Origin of the sequence: Actinopolyspora alba (genome assembly GCF_900112765.1) — a bacterium.
Taxonomy (GTDB): Bacteria; Actinomycetota; Actinomycetes; order Mycobacteriales; family Pseudonocardiaceae; genus Actinopolyspora; species Actinopolyspora alba.
Map to the genome: position 1 here is coordinate 64,503 of NZ_FOMZ01000015.1, position 15,442 is coordinate 79,944.

Consider the following 15,442-nt stretch of genomic DNA (forward strand, 5'->3'; position numbering starts at 1 on the left):
GTCAGTGCCCTGTGGGGTCGTCTCCGCAGCTTCTCCCGAGCGGTGGCATCATTGAAGGGCCAATCAAGGAGTGTTCGAAAATGCCACCAAGGGTTTCCGCGTCCGGAGCGCCACCGGTGGAACTGGCGGTGGAGCTGGACCGCACCAGCGCCCGGCCGTTGGCGGTCCAGCTGGCCGAGGGATTGCGCGGCGCCGCCACGAGGGGCCAGCTACGACGCGGTGATCGGCTGCCGTCCACCCGCGCACTCGCCCGGCACCTCGACGTCAGCCGTACGGTCACGGCGGCCGCTTACGAACAACTCCACGCCGAGGGCTGGATCGCGGGCAGGCACGGTTCCGGCACCTACATCACCGCCGCTCCGCCGGGAGTGGACGGAGTGGCGCAGGCCGGAACGGTCGTCGAGAGCGACGCGGACGCGACGCGGGGAGTGCTGCTCGCCCCGGGGGCGCCGTGGTCGCAGGGGATAGACCGAGCCGCTTGGCGGCGCGCCTGGCGCGCGGCCGGGGACAAGGCACCGTCCACCATGCCCTATCGGGCCGGCGTGCCGGAGTACCGTGCGGTCATCGTGGAGCACCTGTTGCGCCACCGCGGCCTGGTGGTCGAAGGTCCGGCCGAGAACTCGGTGCTGGCAACGGCCGGAACCACCGCCGCGCTCGCCGAACTGGCCGCCGCCGTGCTGCCGTCCGGTGCGACCGTGGCGATGGAGGAGCCCGGGTATCAGCGAGCGGTGGGTGCACTGCGCGCCAGCGGCATCGAGGTGTTTCCCGTTCCCGTGGACCACTCCGGTCTGCTGGTCGAGCGGATTCCCGAGCACGTCGACGCCGTCTACTGCTCACCCGCACACCAGTACCCGCTGGGCGGCAGAATGCCCGCCCAGCGGCGAACCGCGCTGATCGAACGGGCACGCACGGCGAACTGGCTGATCGTCGAGGACGACTACGACGGCGAGTTGCGCTACGACGTGGCTCCGCTGCCCGTGCTGGCGGCCCTGGCACCGGACGTGGTCGTGCATCTGGGGACCACCAGCAAGATCCTCACTCCCACGCTCGGTGTCGGCTGGTTGTTGGCTCCCGAGTGGGTGACCACCGCGGTGCTGGAGTATCGCGAACGCACCGGCACCCGTCCCGCCCCGGCGGGGCAGTGGTTGCTCACCGAGTTCGCCGCGAACGGGGATCTGGGCAGGCACCTGCGGCGGTTGCGCCGCGAGCTCTCCGGACGCAGGGAACTGGTCGTCGACGCCTTCGAAGGGGCGGGTGTCGAACTGGTCGGTGATCGTGCCGGGGCACACGTCGTGGTTCCGATGTCGGGCGGTGACGCCGAACGTCGCATCATGGCCGCCCTCCGCCGACGGGGAGTGTTCGTCGACGGTCTGCGCAGGCACCATCAGGCCGAGCAGCAGTGGTACGGCCTGGCCCTCGGCTACGCCGCGTGCGGCGGACGGGAACTGCGGGAGACCTTGCCGATCCTGGTCTCGGAGATCGTCGGCGGTTGATCCGCCGCTTACGGTGTGGCCCCCGTACGCGAGGTATGGTGCCGCGTATGGCTGAACGCAAGATCCGGGTGGCGGTTGTTTTCGGCGGACGCAGTACCGAGCACGGTATTTCCTGCCTCTCCGCGGGTAGTGTGCTGGCTCATCTGGATCGGCGGCGTTTCGAGGTCGTTCCCGTGGGAATCACCCGTGCCGGCTCCTGGGTGCTCGGCCCGGACGACGAGGAGCAGCTACGACTCAAGGGCCGGGTCGAACCGGAGATCGTCGACGGCGAGGCGTTGACCCTGCCCGCGGATCCCAGCAGCCGTCAGCTGGTCTCGCTGGAGTCGGGCACTGTGGGGCAGGCGCTGTCCGGCGTGGATGTGGTGCTGCCGATGCTGCACGGTGCTTTCGGTGAGGACGGCACCATCCAGGGGCTGCTGGAGATGGCCGGTATTCCGTACGCCGGGCCGGGCGTGCTCGCCAGCGCGGCAGCCATGGACAAGGAGTTCGCCAAGAAGCTCCTCGCCGCCGAGGGGCTTGAGGTCGGCACCTACGAGGTGCTGCGTCGCAACGAGACCACATTGGACGAAGCTCGCAGGAGCAGGCTGGGCCTGCCCGTGTTCGTCAAACCGGCCCGTGCCGGGTCCTCGGTGGGGATCACCAAGGTCACCGATCCCGCCGAGCTCGACGCCGCCGTCGCCGAGGCGCGACGCGTCGATCCCAAGGTGATCGTCGAGTCCGCGCTGTCCGGACGCGAGATCGAGTGCGGTGTTCTGGAGTTCCCGGACGGAGAGGTGACCGCTTCGGCCCCCGCCGAACTGCGCGTCGACAGTGGTTCCGGCTGGTACGACTACGATTCGAAGTATCTCGACGACGACACCGAGTTCGACGTGCCGGCCAAGCTTTCCGACGAGGAGACCGAACGGTTGCGCACGGCCGCGGTCGGCGCTTTCCACGCCCTGGACTGCCAGGGGCTGGCCCGGGTCGACTTCTTCCTGACCGAGGAAGGTCGGCCGGTGGTCAACGAGGTGAACACCATGCCGGGATTCACCCCGATCTCGCTGTACCCGCGCATGTGGGCGCACGCGGGTGTCGACTACTCGAGCCTGCTGAGCACCCTGCTGGACACCGCTGTGGCCCGCGGCACCGGTCTGCGGTGACCGCTCCTGACTACCTGCCCGATGTCGGGCCTCCCGGAACGAGGCCCGGCGGGAGGTTCCGCCCAGCGAGCGGCTCGACAACCCGATCGGAAGACCTCGATGAGGCGGGGCTCAGTCGAACACGTCCTGCTTGGGCAGGTGCTCGTCGAGGATCCGTGACACGTCCTGGATCGGGCCGATACCGGTGTCGTTCGATCCGGTGACCGCGACGTAGACCGGCCGGTCGACCGCCAGCCAGGTGGTGGTTTCACCACTGCTGATCGGCAGCCAGCTCACTCCGGAGATCACCATCAGCTTCGAGGTGGGTTTCAGCTCGGCCGGGGCGGTCAGCCCGCACCGTAGACTGATCGGGTCGTGCTCGGCGTCACCCCATGCCACCGTGCCCGCCGGTTTCGGGGTCGCCAGTTCACGCCGTGGCACCCCGGAACCGTCGACACGCAGCTCGTCGGGCAGCGCGTCCAGCACCGTCGCGCAGTCCGCCGAGTTCGCTTCCGGAGCTTTCACCGGGGGCAACGCCAGCGGTCCGCCGCGGTCGGCCGTCGTATTCGCGGCGGCCCCCTCGTCGGGCCGGGCGTGCTGCCCGGTCCCGCCGCTCAGGACTCCCAACGTGGCAACGCCCGCCGCCAGCAGCACGCCGAGCGACAACGCGATGATCAGTACGACCCGGGGTGGCCCGGATCCGGATTGTTCCCGCACGTCACCCACTACAGCACGAGCGTCGCGGGCGATGCGGACCGGTGCCGTTCCCGATGAGAGGCGCGGGAGGCTCCGCCGGGCGAGTCACCACCGCGAGCGGGCCGAAACGCTCCCAGCGGGCGAAGCCGGGAGGCTCGGACAGGCCCCGTCAGGTGGTGCGGATGCTCTACAGGTGCACGACCGGACAGGTCAGCGTGCGGGTTATTCCCGCCACGTTCTGAATGTTGGCCACCACCATCTTGCCGAGTTTGTCCACGTTCTCGGCCTCGGCGCGCACGATGACGTCGTACGGCCCCGTCACGTCCTCGGCGCTGATGATCCCGGTGTTCCCGGATATCTCGGACGCCACCGCTGCGGCTTTGCCTACCTCGGTCTGAATGAGGATGTATGCCTGGACCACGGGTGTGCCCCTTCGTCTCGTCGGAAGCGTTCGAGGTGGAAACTGGGAGCTGTTTACGACTTGGTCGAGCGGGCAGGTGCCCCGGCGGCCGGCCAGGCCGGTGCTGTCCCGATGAGCGGATCCAGTCCCCGAACGGGCAAGTTACCGCATCGAGCCGCGTGGACGCGCAACGAAAGGAAGATCCAGTTGACTCCCGAGGAGAGACCGGACGCACGGACCGTCTCACAGGTGGGTGAGTTCGGTCTCATCCGGAGAGTGACCGAGCACCGTAACCAGCCGAGCAGCACCCTTCTCGGTCCCGGTGACGATGCCGCCGTGCTCACCGCTCCGGACGGCAGAGTCGTGGCAACCACCGACGTGCTGGTGCAGGACGTGCACTTCCGGTTGGACTGGTCCGGTCCCCGGCACGTGGGCCGCAAGGCCGTGGCCGTGAACCTCTCCGACATCGCGGCGATGGGGGCCGTGCCGACCGGCCTGCTGGTGGGGCTCGGGTGCTCCGGGGAAGTCACCGCGGAGTTCGTCGACGAGCTGGCGGCGGGCATGTGGGAAGAGGCGCGGCGTGCCGGCACCGCCCTGATAGGCGGCGACATGGTCACCTCGAACCAACTGACCGTCTCGGTGACCGCGCTGGGTGACCTGCGGGGCGAAAAACCGGTGACCAGGGAGGGCGCTCGACAGGGCGATGTCGTGGCGTTGGCCGGTGGACTGGGGTGGTCGGCGGCGGGGTTGGCGGTGCTGGCTCGTGGATTCCGCTCACCGCTGTCGGTGGTCGGTGCTCACCGGGTTCCCCAACCGCCCTACGAGGCCGGGCCCGCCGCGGCGGTGGCCGGAGCCACTTCGATGATCGACGTCTCGGACGGGTTGCTCGCGGACATGGCGCACGTCGCGGATGCCTCCGGGGTTTCGGTGGACATCCGCACCGACCAGCTCGAAGTGCCGCAGCGACTGCTGGAGGTGGCCTCGGCGCTGGGGGCCGATCCCGGCGACTGGGTGCTCAACGGCGGTGAGGACCAGGCGTTGGTGGCGACTTTCCCCGGTGACCGCGAGCTGCCCGACGGGTGGCGTCCCATCGGTCGTGTCCGACAGGGCCGAGGTGTCACCGTGGACGGTGTCGAGCACACCGAACGGACCGGGTGGCAGCACTGGCGACATTGAGCTGGCGGCATTGAACGGCCCGGCCGGGACTCGGTCGGTTCTCATACCCGATCCCGTGACGTGGCGGGCACCCAGGGGGGCGGTGTTGATGATCAAAAGGTCGCTAGGGTCATGGCCCGTGACCAGGAGCCCGTTGAACGAGATTGTGGAACCAGGCTGGGCCGAGGCGCTCGCGCCGGTGTCCGACCGGATAGCCGCCATGGGCGATTTCCTGCGCTCGGAAGTCGCCGCCGGACGCGAGTACCTGCCCGCCGGGGAGAACGTACTGCGCGCCTTCCAACAGCCGTTTCGGGATGTGCGAGTGCTCATCGTGGGGCAGGACCCCTACCCGACGCCGGGGCATCCCGTCGGCTTGAGCTTCTCGGTCGCTCCGGACGTCGACCCCGTGCCACGCAGCCTGGCCAACATCTTTCGTGAGTACTGTGACGATCTCGGCCATCCGCACCCCTCCAACGGTGATCTCACGCCGTGGACCGAACGGGGTGTGCTGTTGCTCAACCGCGCGTTGACCGTGCAGCCGGGCAAGTCGGCCTCGCATCGCGGCAAGGGCTGGGAAGAAGTCACCGATCAGGCCATCAAGGCGCTGGCGCAGCGTTCCGAACCGCTGGTGGCGATTCTGTGGGGACGTGACGCGCGGAGCCTGCGTACGTTGATGCCCGGTGTCGGGTGTGTCGAGTCGCCGCACCCGAGCCCCATGTCAGCTGACCGGGGGTTCTTCGGATCACGGCCCTTCAGTCGCGCGAACGAGATGTTGCGGGAACTGGGGGCGGAGCCGATCGACTGGAAACTCCCGTGACCGCGACGCTCCGCTCCGATCCGTGAGTGGGTTCCGACCCGTGAGTCGGTTCCGCCCCGTGCGCGGGAGCCGAACCACGAGTGGGCGTCGGTGAGGTGGACCTCGACGAGGGGACGAGGAAGCACGGCCCCCGCTGTGTGCTCACCCGGCGCCCACCGACCGAAAAACGCTCGGCCGGTTGTACCGACCGAGCGTTCTCGACGAGTGATCGCGACGACGTCTCGTCGTCTCAGCCGCGCACGACCTTACCCGCCTTCAGGCAGGAAGTGCACACGTTCATCCGCTTGCGCTGCGTCGGGCTGACCTTGGCGCGCACGGTCTGAATGTTCGGGTTCCACCTGCGCTTGGTGCGCCGGTGAGAGTGCGAGACCGCCATGCCGAAACCCGGTCCCTTGTTGCAGACGTCGCAGACGGCAGCCACGTCAGACACCCCTTACTTCGCTCGAATCTCCGTCCCCGCGTCGTCACCCGACGCGGGTCATGCTCGTGCGGTGACAGCGTTGTTGGGCAACGCGGCTACCCCCGCGCCGGTGAAGGCTGTCCACCCAGGGGTGACTACGCGCCCGTACACCGCCGTTCGAGTAACGTGCGAAATCGCGCACGTTCCCCGAGCCGTCGCCTCGCGGCGCGGCATTGGCCCCGCTCCGCTGTGGTGCGAGGTCTTCCCGTGGCGATACCCGATGCCAGCGTGACTGGCCTTACCTGGGTTTCCAGTTACCTGGGTTTCCAGCGGGCTGTCACGACGCAACTCGCCGCCGATTCAGGTCCTCCGGCGAACCGGCTCGGTTCTCACCGGTCCTTGTCGAGTTCCATCGCGAGGGAGTTTAGCAACACGTGTCGACCCGGTCGGACACGGCGGGATGCCCATCGTTCGGAGGCCCGCCGCCGGTGGCGAACCGCGCCCCGTGGGACGCCCGCGCTCCTCGCGGTCCGGCGCCACCGGCGTGGTGGTTACTCACCATGCCGTCGCTCACCTCCATCCCGGTCGCGGCGACTATTCTCAGCGGCGACCGGGACGAGTGTGGTCCACGCATTGGAGGAATGGTGCTGCAGGCGTTGGACGGCCCCGCCGTACGGCGTTGGGCCGAGTTGGCAGTGCTCGCGCTGACCGCGAACCGCGCGGCCATCGACCACATCAACGTCTATCCCGTCGCCGACAACGACACCGGCACCAATCTGCTGCAGACGATGCGCGCGGCCGCGGAGTCGGCGGCGAACACCGCGGCCGAGGAGCGATCCGACCGGGTGCTGGCAGCGCTGGCGGACGGTGCGTTGCACAGTGCCCGCGGCAATTCCGGGCTGTTGCTCTCCCAGGTGCTGCGCGGCATCGCCCAACAGGCCGAGGGGCGAGCCCCGATGGGGGCGGATCTGTTCCGGGAAGCGTTACGGCGTGGTCTCCAGCTGGCAGGGCAGTCGGTGGCCCGGCCGGTGGAGGGAACCCTGCTGACCGTGCTGCGCGCGGCCGTCGACGCCTGCCGGGACGCGGCCGACGAACTTCCCGAGGTGGTCGGAGCCGCGACCAGGGCCTCGATCGACGCGTTGCGACTCACCCGCACGCAACTTCCGGTGCTGAACTCGGCGGGCGTGGTCGACGCCGGGGGGCGTGGACTGGTCATCCTGCTCGACTCGCTGTACGCGGTGGTCTGCGACGCACAACGACTCGCGGCGGACAGCCCCGCCGTGCTGGACTCGGACCCCGCCGTTGACGAGATGCCCCGGCACGACTCGGACTACGCCTACGAGGTCATGTACCTGCTCTCCGACGCACCCGCCTCCGTCGCCGCCGACCTGCGAAGTCGCCTCGCCGGGCTCGGTGACTGCGTGTCGGTGGCCGACACGGGACAAGCCCTTCCCGACCCGACCACACCCGCCACCTGGGCGGTGCACGTGCACTGCGACGACATCGGTGCGGCCATCGAGTCGGGCATCGAACTCGGCAGGGTTCACGGCATCCGCGTCACCAGGTTCGCCGACCAGGTCGGGGAAGCCGCGCGCGGTGGCTCGGGACAGCGCGCTCACGCCGCGAGCGGCGACCTATCGGAGGGACGCGTCGTACTCGCGGTCACGCGCGGCGGGCGGCTGGAGAGCCTCTTCCGCGCGGAAGGAGCGTTGACGCTGCGCATCGACGAGCAGGCGGTGCCGGAGGCGCGAGAGCTCCTGGAGGCGATCCTCGACACCGGTTACGGGGACGTTCTGCTGTTGCCCAACGAGGAGTCGTTGGCACGTCCGGCCGAGGACGCGGCCCAGGCCGCGCTGCGGGCGGGAATCGAAGTCGTGGTGGTCCCCACGGCCTCACCGGTGCAGGGACTGGCCGCGCTCGCGGTGCACGACCCGAACCGCAGGACCGCCGACGACACCGTCGCGCTGGCGGAGGCGGCGGCGGCGACCCGCCGCGGTGAGCTGAGCGTCGCGGCGGGGGAGGCACTGACCTGGGTCGGCTACTGCCGCAGTGGTGACCTGCTGGGAATGCTGGACGGCGAGGTCGTGCTCATCGGTGACGACAGGTCGCGGGCGGCCTGTCTGCTGCTGGACCGAATGCTCGCATCGGGGGGCGAACTGGTCACCGCGCTGATTCCGGACCACGCTCCGACCGCGCTGCCCGAGGTGCTGGCCGAGCACCTGCGCGGAACCCATCCCGAGGTCGAGCTGATCTGCTACCCCTGCGGGGAGTCGACCACCGAACTGATGCTGGGAGTCGAGTGAACGTTGTGCCTGGCGCCGGCCCCGAATCCAGGGGCGGGCGATCCTTGTCGGCCGTCTCGGATAATTTGATCGTTGAACACCGACACGAGTCCTCCGGCGTCCCCGCATCGGCCGAAGCGGCTCGGTCGGCCCACGACGTCGAAAGCACGGCTCAGTGCGCCGTGTCATTACTGGTGAAGCGATGACCGGGTGGGACACCAACCTCGACCGGGTGTTGGGCGGCAAGACCGCCAAGGCCCTCAACAGCTCGTTCGGCATGTCCACAGTGGGCGACCTGCTGCGGCACTATCCCCGCCGTTACGCGGAGCGTGGTGAGCTCACGGCTATCGGCGGGCTCGAGATCGGGGAACACGCCACCGTGCTCGCCAGGGTCGAGCGAGTCGGCAAGCGCAAGATGCGGTCACGCCGCGGCACGATCCTGCAGGCACGCATCACCGACGGCTCTCGCTCCATGTCCTGCACGTTTTTCAACCAGGCATGGCGCGAGCGCGAACTCCTCCCCGGCAGAAGGGGGATGTTCGCGGGCAAGGTCACGGCCTACCGCAACGAGCTGCAACTCGCCCATCCCGAGTACCAGTTGTTCACCGAGGAGGAGGAAGCCGACGCGCACGACGCCGCGCGTGATTTCGCGGCCGCCCTGATCCCGGTGTATCCCGCCGCGCAGGGGCTGCCCTCCTGGTCGTTGGCGCGTTGTGTGGCCCAGGTACTCGACGGTTGGCAGGGCGTCGAGGACCCGTTGCCGGAGTCGTTGCGCGAGCGGGTCGGGCTGCTCGGGTTGAATCAGGCGTTGAACTGGATCCACCGGCCGGACGGGACGGGCCAGGTCGATGAGGCACGACACCGGCTGAAGTGGGACGAAGCGCTGGGTGTGCAGCTGTCGCTGGCCAGGTCGCGGCTGCGGCAGGACGCGCGCCCCGCTCCGGCCTGCCCGCCGATCGACGGAGGTGTGCGAGCGGACTTCGACCGGCGTCTGCCGTTCGCGTTGACCGAGGGGCAGGTCGAGGTCGGCGAACAGCTCGCCGAGGACCTGTCCGAACGGCATCCGATGAATCGTCTGGTGCAGGGCGAGGTCGGTTCGGGCAAGACCGTGGTGGCGCTGCGTGCCATGCTGCAGGTGGTCGACTCCGGCAGGCAGGCCGCGATGCTGGCACCGACCGAGGTTCTCGCGGCGCAGCACGCCCGGTCACTCCGGGAGCTGCTGGGAGAACTGGCCAGGGCGGGTGAGTTCGACTCCCCGGAGCACGCCACCAGGGTGACCCTGCTGACCGGCTCGTTGTCCGCGGCGCGGCGGAAGCAGGCGTTGCTGGACGCGGCTTCCGGCGCGGCGGGGATCGTGGTCGGCACCCACGCGTTGATCCAGGACCAGGTCTCGTTCGCCGACCTCGGACTGGTGGTGGTCGACGAGCAGCATCGGTTCGGCGTCGAGCAGCGGGACGCGCTGCGGGGCCGCGCCGCCGAACAGGCCTGTCCGCACCTGCTGGTGATGACCGCGACACCGATTCCGCGTACGGTCGCGATGACCGTTTTCGGGGACCTGCGCACTTCCGCGCTGCGTGAGCTGCCCCGAGGTCGCTCCCCGATCAGCACCACCGTGGTTCCGGCCGCGGAGAAACCGGCCTGGCTCGATCGGGTGTGGCAGCGTGTCACCGAGGAGGTGACCGCCGGGCGGCAGGTCTACGTGGTCTGCCCCCGAGTGGGGGACGGGACCGTCGTCGACTCCGAGGGGAGTTCCCGGAGCGGGGGCGAGTCCGCCGACGGGGAGGTCGTGCCGGAAGCCGAGGACGACCGGTCGGGCGGAGCGGAAGGTAGCGGTTCGCGGCGTTCTCCGCTCGCCGTGGTCGAACTCGCCGAGCGACTGCGCCAGGGCCCGTTGCGGGAACTCCGCCTCGGGGTGCTGCACGGCAGGCTCGCCGCGGACGACAAGGACGCGGTGATGCGCCGGTTCGCCGCCGGTGAGCTCGATGTGCTCGTGGCGACCACCGTGATCGAGGTCGGTGTCGACGTGCCGAACGCGTCCACGATGGTGATCATGGACGCGGACCGGTTCGGGATGAGTCAGCTCCACCAGTTGCGTGGCCGGGTGGGGCGGGGGAGCGCCCCCGGGTTGTGCCTGCTGGTCACCGAGGCGGTGCCCCAGACGTCCGCCCGCGGCCGACTGGACGCCGTCGCCTCGACCACCGACGGGTTCGAGCTCGCCAGGCTCGATCTGCTGCAACGTCGGGAGGGTGACGTGCTCGGCGAGGCGCAGTCCGGCACCAAGTCCGCGCTGCGGATGCTGTCGCTGGTGCACGACGAGGAGGTCATCGCCGAGGCGGGCAGCGAGGCGGAGGCCGTCGTACGGCAGGACCCCGAACTGCGTGCCCACCCGGGACTGGCCGGAATGATCACCGAACTCCTCGCCGAGGAGCGTGCCGAGTTCCTGGAGAAGTCCTAGTAGGACTCCGGCGATTCGGTTTTCCGCTGTGCCGGGCGTGAACCGGCAGCACCGAAGAGCACGCGATCGAGGGCGGTAACCGCTCAGCGCGAAATTTCGTGACTTACGTCTCCTCGGGCGTTGGTGTGGTCGTTCCTCCGGCTGGCGCGTCGGCGCGCAGCGCGCGAACATCGGCACCTACGGTGTCCGCTTCCGCTGATTCCGACCTCGGCTCCGTTGAAAACATTCGTCACATTCGTGTTTTTGTGAATATGTTGATTATTTCTATTGGTTGATCCTTGTTTGTCGGTTCCGGATTTTGCAGGTCGCGTACGGGGCGCTTGTGGATCATGAGTTCCATCACGCGAGAACGGCTCCCGAAGGGGAGAATTTTCGGGGTATTGTTCGCAGGCGATCCGACACCTGCCCCAGGAGGTAGCCGGCATGTTCCGCAAGGTCCTCGTCGCCAACCGTGGCGAGATAGCCATCCGCGCGTTCCGCGCCGGATACGAGCTCGGCGCGAAAACCGTGGCCGTGTTTCCCCACGAGGATCGCAACTCACTGCACCGGCTGAAGGCGGACGAGTCCTACGAGATCGGCGATGTCGGTCACCCCGTTCGGGCTTACCTGTCCGTCGAGGAAATCATCCGGGCGGCCCGAACAGCGGGCGCCGATGCGATCTATCCGGGTTACGGCTTCCTGTCCGAGAACCCCGACCTGGCCGAGGCCTGCCAACAGGCCGGTATCACCTTCATCGGTCCGTCACACGAGATTCTGCAGCTCACGGGCAACAAGGCCAGTGCGGTCCGGGCCGCCAAAGCGGCCGGGGTGCCCGTACTCGAGTCCTCCGCCCCCTCCGCCGACGTCGAGGAACTGATGAACTCCGCCGGGGACATGCGGTTCCCGGTGTTCGTCAAGGCCGTCGCGGGCGGTGGTGGCCGCGGCATGCGCAGGGTCAACGATCTCGATTCGCTGCGTGAGGCGTTGGAAGCCGCCATGCGCGAAGCCGAATCCGCTTTCGGTGACCCCACCGTCTTCCTCGAGCAGGCCGTGGTCAATCCACGGCACATCGAGGTGCAGATCCTCGCCGATTCGGCGGGCAACGTGGTCCACCTCTACGAACGCGACTGCTCGGTGCAGCGCAGGCACCAGAAGGTCGTGGAGATCGCCCCGGCCCCGAACCTGGACCCGCAGCTGCGGGAACGGATCTGTGCCGACGCGGTGGCGTTCGCGCGGGAGATCGGCTATGTCAACGCGGGGACGGTGGAGTTCCTCGTCGACGAGCACGGACGGCACGTGTTCATCGAGATGAATCCCCGGATTCAGGTGGAGCACACCGTCACCGAGGAGGTCACCGACGCCGACCTGGTGCAGTCCCAGGTGCGTGTCGCCGCCGGGGAGACACTGCCGGAGCTCGGCATGTCCCAGGACGGCATCCGGCTGCGCGGTGCGGCGCTGCAGTGCCGGATCACCACCGAGGACCCGGCCAACGGTTTCCGGCCCGACACCGGAATGATCAGTGCCTACCGCTCGCCGGGCGGTGCCGGTGTCCGACTGGACGGTGGCACGGCCTTCTCCGGCAGCAGCGTCAGCGCCCACTTCGACTCCATGCTGGTCAAGTTGACCTGTCGTGGTCGGGACTTCGACACCGCCGTGGCGCGGGCACGACGGGCCGTCGCGGAGTTCCGGATCCGCGGTGTGTCCACCAACATTCCGTTCCTGCAGGCGGTGCTCGACGACCCGGACTTCGGCGCCGGAAGAATCACCACGTCCTTCATCGACGAGCGCCCGAAGCTGTTGACCGCGCGCCACTCGGCCGATCGGGGAACCCGGCTGCTGAGCTACCTCGCGGACGTGACCGTCAACCGTCCCTACGGGGAACGCCCCGCCGCTCCCGAGCCGAGGCACAAACTGCCCGCCGCCGATCTCGACACCCCGCCGCCCGCGGGATCGAAGGATCGGCTCGACCGGCTGGGACCGGAGGGCTTCGCGCGGTGGCTGCGCGACTCCGACGCTGTCGGGGTCACCGAGACGACGTTCCGGGACGCTCACCAGTCCCTGCTCGCCACCCGGGTCCGCACCAAGGACCTCACCACGGTCGCTCCCCACGTGGCCCGCACGACTCCCGAGCTGCTCTCGCTGGAGTGCTGGGGCGGTGCCACCTACGACGTCTCGTTGCGGTTCCTGGCCGAGGACCCGTGGGAGAGGCTGGCCGCGCTGCGCCGAGCCGTCCCCAACATCTGTCTGCAGATGCTGCTGCGCGGGCGCAACACGGTCGGATACACGCCCTATCCCACCGAGGTGACCGAGCACTTCGTGGCGGAGGCCACCGAGACCGGTATCGACATCTTCCGCATCTTCGACGCGCTCAACGACGTGGAGCAGATGCGCCCGGCCATTCGGGCGGTGCGCGACACCGGGCGTTCCGTGGCGGAGGTGGCGCTCTGCTACACGGGGGACCTCTCCGATCCCGACGAGCGGATCTACACCCTGGACTACTACCTGCGGCTGGCGGAGCGGATCGTCGAGGCGGGCGCGCACGTGCTGGCGATCAAGGACATGGCCGGACTGCTGCGTCCGCCCGCCGCCGCCACGCTGGTCTCCGCGCTGCGGCGCGAGTTCGACCTGCCGGTGCACCTGCACACCCACGACACCCCCGGTGGGCAGCTGGCCACCTACCAGGCCGCCGTGCAGGCCGGGGTGGACGCCGTGGACGGGGCGTCCGCGTCGCTGGCGGGGACCACCTCGCAGCCCGCCCTCTCCTCGATCGTGGCCGCCACCGATCACACCGAACGGGAGACCGGCCTGGACCTGGACGCGGTGTGCGATCTGGAGCCCTACTGGGAGTCGGTCCGCAAGATCTACCGGCCCTTCGAAGCGGGCCTGGCGGCTCCCACGGGACGTGTCTATCGGCACGAGATCCCGGGCGGGCAGCTGTCCAATCTGCGGACGCAGGCCGTGGCCCTCGGACTCGGCGACAAGTTCGAGGAGATCGAGGCGATGTACGCCGCCGCCGACCGCATGCTCGGTCGGCTGGTCAAGGTCACTCCGTCCTCGAAGGTCGTGGGGGACCTGGCGCTGCACCTGGTCGGAGCCGGGGTGGACCCGGCCGAGTTCGAGGCCGAGCCGCACAGGTTCGACATCCCGGATTCGGTGATCGGGTTCCTGCAGGGCGAGCTCGGTGATCCCCCCGGTGGTTGGCCCGAACCCTTCCGCAGCCGTGCCCTGCAGAGCAGGCCCGCCGAACGTCAACTGGTCGAACTCTCCGAGGAGGACCGCAAGGGGCTGGCGACCGACCGGAGGGAGACGCTGAACCGGCTGCTGTTCCCCAAACCCACCAGGGAGTTCAACGAGCACCGTCACTCCTACGGCGACACCTCGCTGCTGAGCAGCAAGGACTTCTTCTACGGGCTGCGTGCGGGCGAGGAGTACGCCGTGGACCTGGACCAGGGTGTGCGGTTGCTGATCGGCCTGGAGGCGATCAGCGAGGCCGACGAACGCGGTGTGCGCACCGTCATGGCCATCCTCAACGGCCAGATGCGCCCCATACAGGTCAGGGACCGTTCGGTCGCCTCCGAACTGCCCGTCGCCGAGAAGGCCGAACGCACCAACCCGGCGCACGTCGCGGCACCGTTCTCCGGGGTGGTCACGCTTTCCGCCTCGGAGGGCGAGACGGTCGAGACCGGCCAGACGGTCGCCACCATCGAGGCCATGAAGATGGAGGCGGCGATCACCGCCCAGCAGGGCGGCACGGTCAAGCGTGTGGCCATCGGTGCGGTACAGCAGGTCGAGGGCGGCGATCTGGTCATCGAGATCGGCTGAACGGTTCCGCCGCTCGGCTCCTCCGGAGGAGGCGGGCTCTTCCGGAGGAGCCCGCCACTCCTCCGGAAGAGCCCGCTCGGGCGGCGGTTTTCCGCTTCGCGCGCCGTCGCGCGACGCGCCCACCCCTGCGATGACCGGGCGGAACCGGTGGGCGAGGATGGTCCGGTGACCAGAATCGTCGCGGGAACCGCCGGTGGGCGCCGTATCGAGGTGCCGCAACGTGGCACCAGACCAGTCACCGAACGAGTGCGCGAGGCACTGTTCAGCGCGCTGGAGGCCATGACGGAACTGTCCGGGACCAGAGTGCTGGATCTGTTCTCGGGTTCGGGCGGTTTCGGCTTCGAGGCGCTCTCGCGCGGTGCCGAGCACGCCACCTTCGTCGAGTCGGACCGGCGCGCCGCCGGAGTGCTGCGTCGCAACGCCGAGACGCTCGGCTTCCGATCCATCGGTATCGAGCAGTCCGCCGTGCGTTCGGTGCTGGCCCGGTCCCCGGGCGAACCCTACGACCTGGTTTTCGCCGACCCCCCGTTCGCGATGGACTCCGCCGAGCTGGACGAGTGCTGGCAGGCGTTGGTCCGCAACGACTGGCTGAACCGGGACGGTCTGGTCATCGTCGAGCGCTTCTGGAACAGCCCCGCTCCGGTGTGGCCCGAGGGCATCGAGGAGCTGCGGCACAAGCGCTACGGTGACGCCGCCGTCTACTGGGCCGAACGCGTTCGTCCGGAATGACACCGGCCCCTCGTTCGAGGGTCTCCCGTGCGTCCGGTGGTGAGTCACACCACCTCGTCCTGAGTACTACCGGCGGGTACTGCTAAGTTGCCGCTC

The 15,442-nt window shown here is 69.1% G+C and carries 11 protein-coding genes; 8 read left to right on the forward strand and 3 right to left on the reverse strand.

Features of this window, described 5'->3' with window-relative positions; genetic code table 11:
• Positions 1 to 80: 80 nt before the first annotated feature.
• Complete coding sequence (gene pdxR / locus BM150_RS20225) at positions 81 to 1,493, forward strand: MocR-like pyridoxine biosynthesis transcription factor PdxR (protein WP_092928985.1); 1,413 nt, start codon at positions 81 to 83, stop codon at positions 1,491 to 1,493.
• A 47-nt stretch (positions 1,494 to 1,540) separates the two neighbouring features.
• Positions 1,541 to 2,632, forward strand: a complete 1,092-nt coding sequence (locus BM150_RS20230; protein ID WP_092928987.1) for a D-alanine--D-alanine ligase family protein — start codon at positions 1,541 to 1,543, stop codon at positions 2,630 to 2,632.
• A 111-nt stretch (positions 2,633 to 2,743) separates the two neighbouring features.
• Here the strand turns inward: BM150_RS20230 and BM150_RS20235 are convergent, their stop codons facing one another.
• Both BM150_RS20235 and BM150_RS20240 read right to left on the reverse strand, forming a co-directional pair.
• Positions 2,744 to 3,328 carry a DUF3515 domain-containing protein gene (locus tag BM150_RS20235; RefSeq protein ID WP_245755635.1) on the reverse strand — a complete coding sequence of 195 codons (585 nt, stop codon included), beginning with the start codon at positions 3,326 to 3,328 and terminating at the stop codon, positions 2,744 to 2,746.
• A 166-nt stretch (positions 3,329 to 3,494) separates the two neighbouring features.
• Entirely contained in the window at positions 3,495 to 3,728 is a 234-nt protein-coding gene (locus BM150_RS20240) for an Lrp/AsnC ligand binding domain-containing protein (protein ID WP_092928989.1), read from the reverse strand.
• A 186-nt stretch (positions 3,729 to 3,914) separates the two neighbouring features.
• On the opposite strand from BM150_RS20240, the gene BM150_RS20245 reads away from it, so the two are divergent.
• Together BM150_RS20245 and BM150_RS20250 are read left to right on the forward strand one after the other, a co-directional pair.
• A complete protein-coding gene (locus BM150_RS20245) occupies positions 3,915 to 4,883 on the forward strand; it encodes a thiamine-phosphate kinase (protein ID WP_217641785.1) in 969 nt (322 codons plus the stop codon).
• A 118-nt stretch (positions 4,884 to 5,001) separates the two neighbouring features.
• Positions 5,002 to 5,679 (forward strand): uracil-DNA glycosylase, encoded by a 678-nt coding sequence (locus BM150_RS20250; protein ID WP_092928991.1) that lies wholly within the window; start codon positions 5,002 to 5,004, stop codon positions 5,677 to 5,679.
• 229 nt (positions 5,680 to 5,908) lie between these two features.
• On the opposite strand, the gene rpmB is transcribed toward BM150_RS20250, so the two are convergent.
• Positions 5,909 to 6,100, reverse strand: a complete 192-nt coding sequence (gene rpmB, locus BM150_RS20255; RefSeq protein ID WP_092632132.1) for a 50S ribosomal protein L28 — start codon at positions 6,098 to 6,100, stop codon at positions 5,909 to 5,911.
• A gap of 620 nt (positions 6,101 to 6,720) precedes the next feature.
• Here rpmB and BM150_RS20260 point away from each other — a divergent pair.
• The 4 genes from BM150_RS20260 to rsmD all read left to right on the forward strand — a co-directional run bounded on the left by BM150_RS20260 (position 6,721) and on the right by rsmD (position 15,346).
• On the forward strand, positions 6,721 to 8,382 hold the full coding sequence (locus BM150_RS20260) for a DAK2 domain-containing protein (RefSeq protein WP_245755638.1): 1,662 nt from the start codon (positions 6,721 to 6,723) through the stop codon (positions 8,380 to 8,382).
• Between the two features lie 181 nt (positions 8,383 to 8,563).
• A complete protein-coding gene (gene recG, locus BM150_RS20265) occupies positions 8,564 to 10,816 on the forward strand; it encodes an ATP-dependent DNA helicase RecG (protein ID WP_092928993.1) in 2,253 nt (750 codons plus the stop codon).
• A 423-nt stretch (positions 10,817 to 11,239) separates the two neighbouring features.
• Positions 11,240 to 14,617 (forward strand): pyruvate carboxylase, encoded by a 3,378-nt coding sequence (locus tag BM150_RS20270; protein ID WP_092928995.1) that lies wholly within the window; start codon positions 11,240 to 11,242, stop codon positions 14,615 to 14,617.
• A gap of 165 nt (positions 14,618 to 14,782) precedes the next feature.
• The gene (rsmD, locus tag BM150_RS20275) at positions 14,783 to 15,346 is read left to right on the forward strand and encodes a 16S rRNA (guanine(966)-N(2))-methyltransferase RsmD (RefSeq protein ID WP_092929094.1); all 564 of its coding nucleotides are present in this window, start codon (positions 14,783 to 14,785) and stop codon (positions 15,344 to 15,346) included.
• Positions 15,347 to 15,442 lie beyond the last annotated feature (96 nt).